Raw genomic sequence first — 12,014 nt, forward strand, 5'->3', positions numbered from 1 at the left:
GTGAGCGTTTCAGCGAGGATCTGGGGCGGCATCGCCCTGCTGATGGTGCTTGTCACCATGGTCGCCCCGTGGTTGGCGCCAGCGGCCGGGAATTCCGCGGCCACGACGTCCTTCGCCTATTCGGTGGGCGGTCCGGGCGGGTTGGGGCACGACTACCTGGGGCGGCCGGTGCTGCCCCAGCTCCTGGAGGGCGGCCGGGCGTTGCTGATCGCGGCCCTCCTGACCGCGGTGGTCTCGCAGGGCGTCGGGCTGGCCGCTGGTTTGTGGCTCGCCACCCGGGCCCGGGGGGCCTGGTTCGCGCGGTTCGTCTTGGATGTCGTCCTGGTGACACCGATGATTGTTGCCTCGCTGGTGGTCTATCAGCGCGCCGGGGCGTCGCTGTATGCCACCATCCCGATCGCAACCGCCCTGACCCTGCCGTTCACGTCCCGCTACTACCGGGCGGCCGCGGAGCCACTGTTGGGGGCGGCCTTCTTCGAACAGGCCAGGGTGGCCGGCGACAGGACGTCGGTGGCGCTGGTCCGGGAGGTGGTGCCGGTGCTGCTGCGTCCCGTCCTGGCCGACCTGGGGTTGGCGACGATCACCGCCCTCTACCTGATGGCCACCATTTCCTTCCTGGGCACCACCGCCGCCGAGTCCGGTTTCCTGTGGCCGACGATGGTGTCGCGGAACCTCGACGGGCTGGGGCTCAATCCGTGGGCGGTGCTGGCCCCGTTGGGTGCGATGGTGGCGTTGACGGTGCCCGTGAACCTGTTCGTCGATGCCCTCGGAGGTCGCCGTGACTGAACCAGCCGTGCAGGTCGACGACCTGCGGATCCGTTCGGTCGCCGGAACGATCCTGGACAAAACCGCCCTTGCCGTGGAACGGGGCGAGCGGGTCGGGCTCGTAGGGGAATCCGGTTCGGGGAAGTCGACCCTGTCCTTGGCCCTGCTGGGTTCGATCGCGCCTGGTTTGGAACTGGGGGCGGGGAACGTGACGGTGCTGGATGTGCCCGTCGTTGTCGATGGCCGGTTGGCCTCCCCCGGGGCCCTGCGGGGACTGCGGCGTCGCGTCGCCCGGCTGGATCAGGACCCGGCCGGGGCGTTGACCCCGACCCGCCGCATCGGATACCTGATGACGGAGTTGTCGCGGGGTCCGCGTGAGGATGCGCAGCGACTCCGCGACGAGGCCCTGGAGGTCTTCGGGCTGCCGACGACCCGCGACTTCCTGAACCGTTTCCCGGCGGAGCTGTCGGGAGGGCAGCGGCGGCGGGTGGCGCTGGCCCGCGCCCTGGCACGCCGCCCCGAGCTGCTGGTGCTCGACGAACCGACCGCCGGGCTCGACCCGTCGGCCGTCGACGCCGCCCTGGGTCTAGTGGAACAGCTCGTGGCGGAATTGGACGCGACCCTGCTGGTGATCACCCACGACCCCGCGGTGGCGGCGCGCCTGACCAGCCGGGTGGTGGAGATGCGTGACGGGCGTCTCACCGACGGCGTCCCGGCGCGGGAAGTCGTGGCCGCGGATCGCCCGGGAACATCACGAGGCGGCGGAACGCGAAGGGACGCGGAGCCCGTTTTGTGCGTGCGGTCGTTGACGGCGAGCGCGCCCGGGCTGGCCGATCCCCCCGTGACCGGCCTGGACCTGGACGTCCTCGACGGGGAGGCGGTGGCGTTGACGGGACCGTCCGGTTCGGGAAAGTCGACGGTGGCGCGGACCCTCGTCGGACTCTGGCCGAGGCGCGACGGCGAGGTGAGCGTGGCCGGGACGGCCCTGCCGGCGCGGCTGGACGACTGGCCCCGTTCGGCGCGCGGGACGATCGGGTGGGTGCCGCAGGATCCCGCGACGTCGGTGAACCCGGCGTGGTCGCTCGGACGGTCCCTGGCGCGCGCCCATGCCAGGGCGGTGCGACTCGGCAGGGCGGGAACGGGCGTCGAGGAGGCGGCCGAACTGGTCGGTTTGCCACCCGGCTGGGAAACCCGTCATCCGAGACAGCTGTCGGGAGGCCAGCTGCAGCGCTTCGCGATCGCCCGGGTCCTGGTCTCCGGGGCGCGGCTGCTGGTGCTCGACGAGGTAACCTCCAGCCTGGACGCGACCACCCGCGACGCCATCTGCGAGGTCCTGGCCGAGGTCAGGAAACGCATCCCCATGTTGGTGATCACCCACGACCCGACAGTGATCGCCCGCTGCGACCGGGAGGTCAGGCTCAACGACTAAGCCAACACGCGAACGCCCCTTCTCTGAAGCTGGTTGAGCCGGGGCGCGAGCAACGAGCGACCCGAGTTGAAACCACCCGGAACCCGACAAGCAAGCCTCCAAACACCCTCACCATGGTTTCGACACGACCCCGGTTTCGAGAAGATCCCCATTCGATCCGCAGAACTTCCCACCCAACTTAAAGCCTTGGGAAGTTGCAAGAAGCTGACTGCGAACCCGGCCACCAACCGTTCCACAGCCGGGCGTGAGTTCTGTGACAGTTCCCAGTGTCCTGATCCGTAAATTCGTTTCAGGCGTCGAGTGATCGCCTTGTGGATGTCCTCAACGGTTTTAAGCGCAGATGAGACTGCAGTCACACCGGGGTTCAATCCTCGATCGGGTGCCGCACCCCGAATGAAATCTGACGGGAATGGAAACAAGCCAAGACAGCGGCCTAATCCATAATCCAAGGTTTTTCGTCGCTGTCCACAAAACCTATAGCAGCCCGGTTTCTGTCAGGACAGCAAGATTAGTGTCACCAGCAATGTCAATGGCATCGTCGTCAGGGCCAGGCCCAGCCCGTAGGCCTTGGGGGATCTCTGCACCACCGCCACGAACTCCCGCAACATGGCACTCGGCCAGTAATACCACGCAGTACGCGCCCCCAACACCTGAATACCCGTACCCAAGTCGCGGGCCAACAACGCAGCACGCATCGCATGATAATTGCTGGTAACAGCAACTCCCATAGCCTCCGGGCCCAGCCGCGGCTCGACCCGAACCAGATCCGTCGACATCTGGAAATTCTCCCGGGTCGTCGTGGAGCGATCCTCCAACACCAAAGCCGCTTCCGGAACACCCCGCTCCAACGCATACTCCGCCATCGCCCTAGCCTCACTGACAGGTTCATCAGGACCCTGCCCACCACTCATCACCAACAACGGACGCCGCCCAACACCCACCTCACCCCGCCACACCCCAAGGGCCCGGTCAATACGCCCGGCCAGCAGCGGGGTGACCTTCCCAGAAGGAACCCCAGCACCCAGCACCATGATGAAATCCGGGTGAACTCTGCGAACGATACGTTGGTAGAACCAGGAGTACCCGACGAAACAAAAGAACATCAACGCCACCCAACCGGTAGTGAGCATGATGAACGCCGGAACGGGAAAGGCCCGTTTTTCCTCGGTAAAAACCACGGCGACACAAACAACCATTGCCGCAACCAGCCCAACACCAGCGAGCAGGGACAACGAATGCGCCAAGGAGAAACGTTCCCTGCAGAGCATGACCACACCATTGAGGATGAGGAAACCCGCCAAACCGACGGCCATCAAGGGCGACATGAGCACCAGGAAACCCAGCCCCACCAATGGGGCCGCGAAACCGAGCACCGCCAGTACCTGGATGCCGAGCAGCACGGTGACGGCAATCCACCCAGCATTGGCCAATCGCCGCGGTTCCTGGCGGACCCGCCGCCATGCCACCCACCCCACGATGAGTAAAGCTGCCAGCAGTACCAGTCCAGTCAGAGTTGTCGAGCCCACAGTGGCACGATAGCCGCACTGCTGGGCGAATACTCTGCTGTAGCTCATGATTTCGGGGACGCTCGGGGTGTCCTCAGGGGTGACGGGAGCCGGTCAGCCCGTGATCGCAAGACCTTCTCCGGTGCGACGAACCCAGATCCGCTGCCCGGAAGCTACCGGTTCACTTGGCTTCGCCACCAACGGTCGATCCCCACAAGGGTCTGGCCGGGTGGCTCGAAGGCGACTACGGAGACGGGTCTTGACCCTGTCTCCCCCCATTCGCCTGCCCGGTTCACGCGTCTGCTCCCGGTTCATCCAGCCGCCTTGGTGCGGTAGCGCTGGCGGGGCTGCGAGGGGGTTCCATTGCCTCAACCGTCCCCTCCCCGATCATCTGATTGAGGGCTTGCTGGACGGCGGTGCGGCTGAATCCCGTCGCGGCCATCAGCTCGGCGGTTGTCGCCGAGGCCCGTTCCCACAGTGTTTTCTCGATCCCCGCGCGGGCCGTGTTCCTGCGTTCCCCACAAGCCAGCCGACGCCGACGGAAGGTGACGGTGAAGCTCACCATGTCGTCGCGGATCTCGATCGGGGGCATGAGGGCCTTCTCAAGTTCCGCAGCCATCACCGCGAAACCAGTTCCCCGATTCTCAGCAACGAGACCGCCATCGGGGAGCCGCACGTTCTCGAGCAGAGAGGCCAGCCGCTGGTTGCGGGTCGAGCTGATTCCCGCCGTCCCGAGCGTTCGCAGGGTCACTGCGCCGTACAACCCACCGGGGTTGATGACCTCGAGCCGGTCGACGTACATGTTGAGCTGCACCTGGGTGCCGCGTCATCGCCCTGGGCGAAAGTCCGGGGACGGGTTTGGCGCTGCCCCTCCAGGTAGCTGGCGAGCGCATCGGCGTCCAGGTCCTCCGGGCTGGCCCCGGGCACGGGTTCCTCGTCCCAGGCCGGCTGGACGTGTTCCTCCACCAGGCGAAGTCGTTCTACGAGCTCGCGCAGCTCTTTCTCATCCATGCTTCCCGCCCAGCTTCCCACTTAACTTAACGCCCCGGGAAGTTATGCGGGAAGCTACGGGAAGCTGGTTGAACCAACGCACACCCCCTTCCCCGTAGCTGGGTGAGCCGAGTTCAAGAAGGTCCTCATTCACCTGTTTCCTTGCATCCATCGCCTCTGGAGCGCACGCGAGCAGGAAGCGTATCCACAACCTTCACACCTCCCCTTGACACGTGACCATTAAGTCACATATTTTCTCGGGGTGGACATGGACGAGGTGTTCAAGGCCTTGGCGGATCCCACGAGACGCATGCTGCTCGACCGGCTGTTCGCCGAAGAGGGACTCACCCAAAAGGAACTGGAGAAGGACTTCGAAATGACACGGTTCGGCATCGCAAAACACCTGCACATCCTGGAAGAAGCAGGTCTGGTGACCACGAAGCGCGACGGCCGCGTCAAACGACACTTCCTCAACCCCATTCCGATCCACCAGATCCATGCCCGCTGGATCGACAAATACACCGCCCACCAGGCATCCGCCCTGATGGAGCTGAAATCAGATCTGGAGGACTCATGACCACCACACAGGTGCATCGCATCTTCATCAAGGCTGCTCCCGAAGCAATCTGGGAGGCCATCACGAAACCCGAATTCACCCGTCGCTACTTCTATGGGTCCAGCATCGACACGACCACGGAACCCGGCTCACCGTGCGTCTATCGCTCGACCGACGCTCCCCTGGTCGACGGGGAGGTGCTGGAATCGGATCCGGTCCACAGATTCGTGATCACCTGGCGTTCGCTCTATCACCCACCTTCGGCGGACGAACCTGCCAGCCGCGTCACCTGGCTCATCGAACCTCAGGAAGACGGCCATTGCTGTCTCACCGTGATCCATGACCGCCTCGATAGTTCCCCGAACACGGCCAAGAACGTCGGGGCAGCCTGGATGTTCGTGCTCAGCGGCCTCAAAACGGTTGTGGAAACCGGGGAGAGCTGGTGATGCACGGATGAACCGCCACAGATCTTGCGGCCAGTAGCAAGAACCCGTGGCGATCCAGGTGTGGCCCCGGCCCGGGAAACATGGAGGAGGTCCCCTGTGCGGACCACCGCAGCCGCGGGCAGGATCGACGGGCGGTCGCGGTTGGGGCTGTGATCAGTCGTTTTCCAGGCGTTCGGCGATGAGGTCCACCAGCGCCCTGGCCACGTCGTCTTTGCTGCCAGAGGCCCGGATCACCTCGCGACCCTGGGCGTCCAGAACCACGACCGCATTGGGCACGTCACCGAACCCGAGGGCGGGGCCGACGGCGTTGACCGCGAGGAGGTCGGCGCCTTTCCGCCACGCCTTCGCGACCCCGTGGCTCAGCACGTCGCCGTTCTCGTCGCCGGTTTCGGCCGCGAACCCGACCACGAGGGTCCGTCCGTTCTCGCCCCGAGGCGGGTCGGAGACCAGTCCGGCCAGGATGTCGGGGTTCTCCACCAGGGTGATCACCGGTGGCGGGACGGGGCCCGTCTCGTCGTCTTCCAGGCCGTGTTTCTTGATCTTCGCGGCCGACACGGTGGTGGGCCGGTAATCCGCGACCGCGGCGGCCATGACGACAACGTCGGCGTCGGCGCAGAGGTGCCGCACGACGTCGTTGAGTTCCAGGGCCGTGGTCACCGGGACCACCTCGACGGAGGCCGGAAGCTGGGCCAGGATGCCGGCATCGACGTGCGCAGCAGCCAGAGTGACGCGCGCCCCACGGATCGCTGCGGCCCGCGCGATGGCGCAGCCCTGCCGCCCGGAGGAACGATTCCCGAGAAAACGCACCGGGTCGATCGGTTCGCGGGTGCCGCCCGCCGAGACCACCACGTGCCGACCCTCCAGCCCATTGGGCCTGCCCTCGACATCCGAGCTCTCCAGCAAGGCCAAGGCCTCGGTGACGATTCGGTCGGTCTCGGGCAGCCTCCCGATCCCGGAGTCCTTGCCCGTCAGGCGCCCGGAGTCGGGGGTGAGCACCGTCAATCCACGGCGACGCAGCGTGGCGACATTTTCCTGGGTGGCCGGGTTGAGCCACATCTGGGTGTGCATGGCGGGGGCCAGCAGCACGGGCGCGGTGGTGGTGAGTATCGTCGCGGTGAGCAGGTCATCGGCCCGTCCCGCCGCTACACGGGCCAGCAGATCCGCCGACGCGGGAGCGACCACCACGAGCTCCGCCCACTCCCCCACAGCGACGTGCTCGACCGCGGCGGGATCGTCGAAGACGCCCGACGACACCGGAGCGCCGGAGACAGCCGCCAACGCGGGAGCCCCAATGAATCGCAGCGCCGCCTCGGTGGGCACCGTCTTGACCTCGTGTCCAGCCTCCCGCAGAGCTCTGATGACGAAAGGGGCCTTGTAGGCGGCGATGGAACCGGCCACCCCGACGACGATGCGTCGCGGTTCGGCGGGTGTGGGCTCGGGAGTGTCTGACATGAAGCCATGATCCCACGTCCCCGGGCACGGGAATGGGCTTCGACGCCTCGTCACCCGCCCGGGAGATCCGGCTCGGATGGCCTGAGAGAGGTCAATGGGTGGGCCGAGAGCCCGCAGGCCGCAACACACAACAGGCATCCGGCAAGCACCGCCACCTGCCCGGACAGGTCGGTGGCACCCAGCAACATCACCCCAGCGAGGGTGGACACAGCAGCTCCGAGCACGGACATAACGGCTGCGATCCGTACCAGGTCGAGGGCTTCCTCACCTTGGGTACGGGCGGTCCCGGTCACCACGAAGACCCAGCAGGCACAGGCATCGAACCCGGCCGCCAGCGCCAGGGTGAGTGGCAGGCTCGAACTGAAATGTAGACCCACCAGGAGGATGAGTGCCCCGAGGAGCGGCACGACCAGGACAAGCCGCGATGCGTCCATTCGCGGGATGAGCCGCCCCGCGACGAGCGCCGCCGGGATGCTGCCGAGCGAGGTGGCGGCGATCACCATCCCGGACAGGCCCGGCGACAACCCAAGAATTTCCAGACGGGCCGAGGCCACCGGCACGCACAGCATCGTCAGCAACGACGCGGTGAGCACCACAACCGAAACGTGCCGACGTTCCCTGCCATCGAAAGGCACCAGGAACCACGACAGACCCCGACGACCCCGCGGTCGCGGTCGGGATCGAACCGATGCCACGATCACGTAACGCCATCTCAAGGCTGCAACCAGGAGATACAGGGAGCCCGCGACCACCAGTGCGAGTCCAGGCTGCCACGACAGGAGCATCCAGGTGGCCAACAGCGGCGCCACGAAACTGGTCAAGGAGTCGGCAACCTCAAGCTGGGCCTGCGCGCGTCCCATCCATGACGCCGGCACCACGGCCTTGACGGTGGCCCCGAACACGACAGTCTGAACGCCGGCCGCCGCCCCGAGCAGGACCCCCACGACGATGACCCCCACCCGCCCCACCGATACCGGGCCTTCGCTCATGAACACCAGGCCCAGGCCGGCCATCGCGATGCCTGTCAGAAGGTTGCTTCCCCCGAGCCATGGAAAGGCGGGCCACCGCGACACCCACCGTCCCGCGCCCCAACTGGTCAGTGGACGCGCACATCCGGAACTCCACAGATACAACGCAGCCCCCTGCAGATCCCCGAAAAGCAACAGCGACACGGCAGGCACTGCGGTGTCGAGCCACCGGTCTCCGGCAATCGAGAGAACATACGAGCCAAGGAACGTGCGCCAACGACCACTCATCACTGCCATCACACAACTGTCCCTTCACCTCATGGCGCACCAGAATCGCAGCACTCTGCGACCGATCACCTGCGACGACGTGTCCGAACCCGATGCCAGGCAGCCGGACCACTCACCCGGGTGGGATGAATACGTCAATGGTCCCGGGAGTGCGCATGAACGCTCCCCGCATTTTCATGATGCGGGGAGCGCATTGTGTTCACGTCGTCGAGGAGGGTTTTGCCCCGCGCCGTCCCAATGCCGGGACTGCACGGGGCGAAGCACCGTGGTGCGTGCGTGATCAGTTCATTCCACGACGTCGTCGTCAACCCAGTCGAAGGTCTTGGTGACGGCCTTCTTCCAGTTGCGGTACAGGCGATCGCGTTCGGCCTCGTCCATTTCCGCGCCCCAGCGCCTGTCCTCGGCCCAGTTGTCGATGACGTCCTGCTCACCGCTCCAGAAACCGACGGCGATGCCCGCGGCGTAGGCCGCACCGAGCGCCGTGGTCTCCGCGACGACGGGACGCACCACATCGACGCCGAGCTGGTCGGCCTGGAACTGCATGAGGGTGTCGTTGGCGGTCATGCCGCCGTCGACCTTCAGCTCGGTCAGCTTCACACCCGAGTCGGCCTCCATGGCGTCCAGCACCTCACGGGTCTGGAAGGCCGTGGCCTCCAGGACAGCACGGGCGATGTGGCCGCGGTTGACGTAGCGGGTGAGCCCCACCAGCGCGCCGCGCGCGTCGGCCCGCCAGTAGGGGGCGAACAGACCCGAGAACGCGGGCACGATGTAGGCGCCACCGTTGTCGTCGACCGTCGCCGCGAGGGTTTCGACCTCGGGGGCGGATTCGAACATCCGCAGGTTGTCGCGCAGCCACTGCACCAGCGACCCCGCCACCGCAATGGAACCCTCCAGCGCGTAGACGGGTTTCGCGTCGCCGATCTTGTAGCACAGCGTCGTCAGCAGCCCGTTCTTGGAGGGAACGATCTCCTCGCCGGTGTTCATGAGCATGAAGCAGCCGGTGCCGTAGGTGTTCTTCGCCATGCCTTTCTCGAAACAGGCCTGCCCGAAGGTCGCGGCCTGCTGGTCACCGAGGATGCCCGCGACCGGCACGCCGGCCAGGAGACCTTGTGGGCGACCCACGCCGTAGACCTCGGCAGACGACTTGATCTGCGGCAGCATCGACATCGGGATGCCCATGTCGGAGGCGATGGAGGGCTCCCAGTCGAGGGTCTTGAGGTTCATCAGCATGGTGCGGGAGGCGTTGGTGACGTCGGTGACGTGCGCACCACCGTTCACACCCCCGGTGAGGTTCCACAGCACCCAGGTGTCCATGGTGCCCATCACCAGGTCACCGGCCTCGGCGCGTTCCCTGGCGCCCTCGACGTTGTCGAGGATCCACTTGACCTTCGGTCCGGCGAAGTAGGTGGCCAGCGGCAGCCCGACGAGCTCCTTGTACCGGTCGGTTCCCTGCTCGCCGCTGAGTTCCTCGACGATCTTTTGGGTGCGGGTGTCCTGCCAGACGATGGCGTTGTAGACGGGTTCGCCGGTTTTCCTGTCCCACACGAGGGTGGTTTCGCGCTGGTTGGTGATACCGACCGCGGCCAGATCGTTCTTGTTCATCTGTGCCTTCGCGAGAGCCTGGGCGACGACCTCACGGACGTTGCCCCAGATCTCGATGGCATCGTGCTCCACCCAGCCGGCGCGGGGGAAGATCTGCTCGTGTTCTTTCTGTCCGACGGCGACGATGCGCCCTTCGTGGTCGAAGATGATCGCGCGCGACGAGGTGGTTCCCTGGTCGATGGCGAGTACGTGTGTGGGGTTTGTCATGTGAGGGCTCCTTCGTGAAACACCGGGATCTATCCGGAGTGGGGTGGATCACTGCAACGGGAAGGCGAGCAGCGGGGCAGCCAGCAGGCCTCCCAGCAGACCGCCGATCATGGGGCCGACCACCGGAATCCAGGAGTAGCTCCAGTCGGAATCACCCTTGCCCTTGATGGGCAGGAGGGCGTGCATGATGCGGGGACACAGATCCCTGGTGGGGTTGATGGCGTATCCGGTGGGACCACCGAGACCGGTACCGATGACGACGATCAGCAGGGCGACACCGAACGCGCCCAGCCACCCGAGGTTGACCGGATCACCCTTGGTGTTGGTGGTGTAGAGACCCGATGCGATGACCACGAAAACCAGCACGAAGGTGCCGATGATCTCGGTGAGCAGGTTGAACAGCGGATTGCGGATGGCAGGTGCCGTGCAGAACACAGCGAGCTTGGCGCCCTGATCGGCCTCCTCGTCGAAGTGCTGCTTGTAGGCCACCCAGCACAGGAAGGCACCCAGCAGAGACCCGACGAACTGGCCACCGAGGTAGGCCATCACGGTTCCGGTGTCCATGGGCTGCTTGCCCTGGGCGACATCATTGATAAGCAGACCGATGGTGACCGCCGGGTTCAGGTGACCACCGGACTTGGCGGAGGCGATGACACCCACGAACACCGCGAGGCCCCACCCCCAGTTCACGAACAAAAAGCCGGTTCCGTGACCCTTGGACTTGGCCAGCGCGGTGTTGGCAACCACACCACAGCCGAGGAGGATCAGCAGCGTCGAACCGACTGCTTCCGACAGGAAGATGGCGAACATCTCTAGAACTCCAGTTCTGACTACTTTGTCATGGGCATCGCCTAGACGATGCCATCACGGGGATCTGGTGAGGTGGGACCCTCACCGCCGTCCGAACCATTCGAACAGCCAAAGCCAAGCGCTTTCACTAGGAAAAACGCAAGATTCGTGCACGTTCATGCACGGCTTGGAGCATAGCGCACGAATCCGTCCGGTCCATCCAGCAGAACCAGTTCACGAACGCACGAGACCGCTCACCAGGTCCTTGGCTCGACACGCGAAAAGGACCGAACCCGCACCCTCTCCGTCCCTCAGCGGCCAGTCACCCACTCGAAGACGTCGTTGGTCTCTCGGCGACCGAGGAGGAGATGGTCCGCATCAACGCCCTGCTGCAGAAGCCCTACCACGCGGTATCCGACGAACCGCCGGCCTACGTCACCACCCCCATGGACTACTCCACGCAGTCCTGATCGGCCCTGACCCGGTGCGCCCCAGATTCAACCCCATGGGTAGTACGTAACACACTGTTGTCATGGGTACGCGGATGGTTCAGGGACGCGAGGTCTCGGATGCTCGGGTTCAGGCGTGGGCGGATGAGGCCGAAGCGGGCTATGACGTGGACGAGTTGCGGAAGCGTTGGGGGCGTCCGCCCCGGGCGGGAAGTGCCTCCCGGGTGGTGCCGACCCGGTTCTCCGACGAGGAGCTGGCAGGCGGACCACTGGACGACGAGAACCCGTAACGTGAATTGAGAATCGGGCTGGATACGGCAGGAGGCCGCCTCCTGGAAATCGTCGTGTTGCTGTGCGATGACGGTGAAGTCGAGATCATTCACGCGATGAAAGCCAGAGCCGCGTATCGGCGACTCGTGTCCTGAAGCAGACCGCCACAGGCCTCCACCCCGCGACTCTGCGGTGAATTCGAAACCATGCCGACGCCTCCGGTCATGGAGGACCAATCGCAACCACCGTCACCTGCATGCTGACTCGAAGGATCATCCGCAAACACCAGACCCGGCAT

12 protein-coding genes are annotated in these 12,014 nt (G+C 65.5%); 5 read left to right on the forward strand and 7 right to left on the reverse strand.

All coding sequences use genetic code 11. From position 1 onward, the window contains the following. Both V7R84_RS11270 and V7R84_RS11275 read left to right on the forward strand, forming a co-directional pair. Complete coding sequence (locus V7R84_RS11270) at positions 1-786, forward strand: ABC transporter permease subunit (RefSeq protein ID WP_338569028.1); 786 nt, start codon at positions 1-3, stop codon at positions 784-786. Continuing rightward, on the forward strand, positions 779-2,194 hold the full coding sequence (locus tag V7R84_RS11275) for an ABC transporter ATP-binding protein (protein WP_338569030.1): 1,416 nt from the start codon (positions 779-781) through the stop codon (positions 2,192-2,194). Before V7R84_RS11270 ends, V7R84_RS11275 begins: the two co-directional genes overlap by 8 nt. 494 nt (positions 2,195-2,688) lie before the next feature. Here V7R84_RS11275 and V7R84_RS11280 read toward each other — a convergent pair whose 3' ends face one another. The 3 genes from V7R84_RS11280 to V7R84_RS11290 all read right to left on the reverse strand — a co-directional run bounded on the left by V7R84_RS11280 (position 2,689) and on the right by V7R84_RS11290 (position 4,710). Further along, entirely contained in the window at positions 2,689-3,720 is a 1,032-nt protein-coding gene (locus V7R84_RS11280) for a YdcF family protein (protein WP_338569032.1), read from the reverse strand. 271 nt (positions 3,721-3,991) lie between these two features. Then, positions 3,992-4,501 (reverse strand): ATP-binding protein, encoded by a 510-nt coding sequence (locus V7R84_RS11285; protein ID WP_338569035.1) that lies wholly within the window; start codon positions 4,499-4,501, stop codon positions 3,992-3,994. Beyond that, positions 4,447-4,710 (reverse strand): hypothetical protein, encoded by a 264-nt coding sequence (locus V7R84_RS11290; RefSeq protein WP_338569038.1) that lies wholly within the window; start codon positions 4,708-4,710, stop codon positions 4,447-4,449. The genes V7R84_RS11285 and V7R84_RS11290 overlap by 55 nt, the downstream gene beginning before the upstream one ends. Before the next feature lie 247 nt (positions 4,711-4,957). Between V7R84_RS11290 and V7R84_RS11295 the strand changes: the two genes are divergently transcribed. Next, complete coding sequence (locus V7R84_RS11295) at positions 4,958-5,266, forward strand: metalloregulator ArsR/SmtB family transcription factor (RefSeq protein ID WP_338573896.1); 309 nt, start codon at positions 4,958-4,960, stop codon at positions 5,264-5,266. After that, positions 5,263-5,691: an SRPBCC family protein gene (locus tag V7R84_RS11300; protein WP_338569041.1), complete on the forward strand. Its 429-nt coding sequence runs from the start codon at positions 5,263-5,265 to the stop codon at positions 5,689-5,691. The genes V7R84_RS11295 and V7R84_RS11300 overlap by 4 nt, the downstream gene beginning before the upstream one ends. A gap of 153 nt (positions 5,692-5,844) precedes the next feature. Here the strand turns inward: V7R84_RS11300 and coaBC are convergent, their stop codons facing one another. The 4 genes from coaBC to V7R84_RS11320 form a co-directional block, all read right to left on the reverse strand. Beyond that, a complete protein-coding gene (coaBC, locus tag V7R84_RS11305) occupies positions 5,845-7,143 on the reverse strand; it encodes a bifunctional phosphopantothenoylcysteine decarboxylase/phosphopantothenate--cysteine ligase CoaBC (RefSeq protein WP_338569044.1) in 1,299 nt (432 codons plus the stop codon). Between the two features lie 50 nt (positions 7,144-7,193). Further along, the gene (locus tag V7R84_RS11310; protein ID WP_338569047.1) at positions 7,194-8,408 is read right to left on the reverse strand and encodes an MFS transporter; all 1,215 of its coding nucleotides are present in this window, start codon (positions 8,406-8,408) and stop codon (positions 7,194-7,196) included. A gap of 276 nt (positions 8,409-8,684) precedes the next feature. Then, the gene (gene glpK / locus V7R84_RS11315; protein WP_338569050.1) at positions 8,685-10,208 is read right to left on the reverse strand and encodes a glycerol kinase GlpK; all 1,524 of its coding nucleotides are present in this window, start codon (positions 10,206-10,208) and stop codon (positions 8,685-8,687) included. A 48-nt stretch (positions 10,209-10,256) separates the two neighbouring features. After that, complete coding sequence (locus V7R84_RS11320; RefSeq protein WP_338569053.1) at positions 10,257-11,018, reverse strand: MIP/aquaporin family protein; 762 nt, start codon at positions 11,016-11,018, stop codon at positions 10,257-10,259. 511 nt (positions 11,019-11,529) lie between these two features. Between V7R84_RS11320 and V7R84_RS11325 the strand changes: the two genes are divergently transcribed. Further along, positions 11,530-11,736, forward strand: coding sequence for a hypothetical protein (locus V7R84_RS11325; protein ID WP_338569056.1), 207 nt, complete (start codon positions 11,530-11,532; stop codon positions 11,734-11,736). The last annotated feature ends 278 nt before the right edge of the window (positions 11,737-12,014 follow it).

This window comes from Arachnia propionica, assembly GCF_037055325.1.
In the GTDB taxonomy this organism is placed as follows: domain Bacteria; phylum Actinomycetota; class Actinomycetes; order Propionibacteriales; family Propionibacteriaceae; genus Arachnia.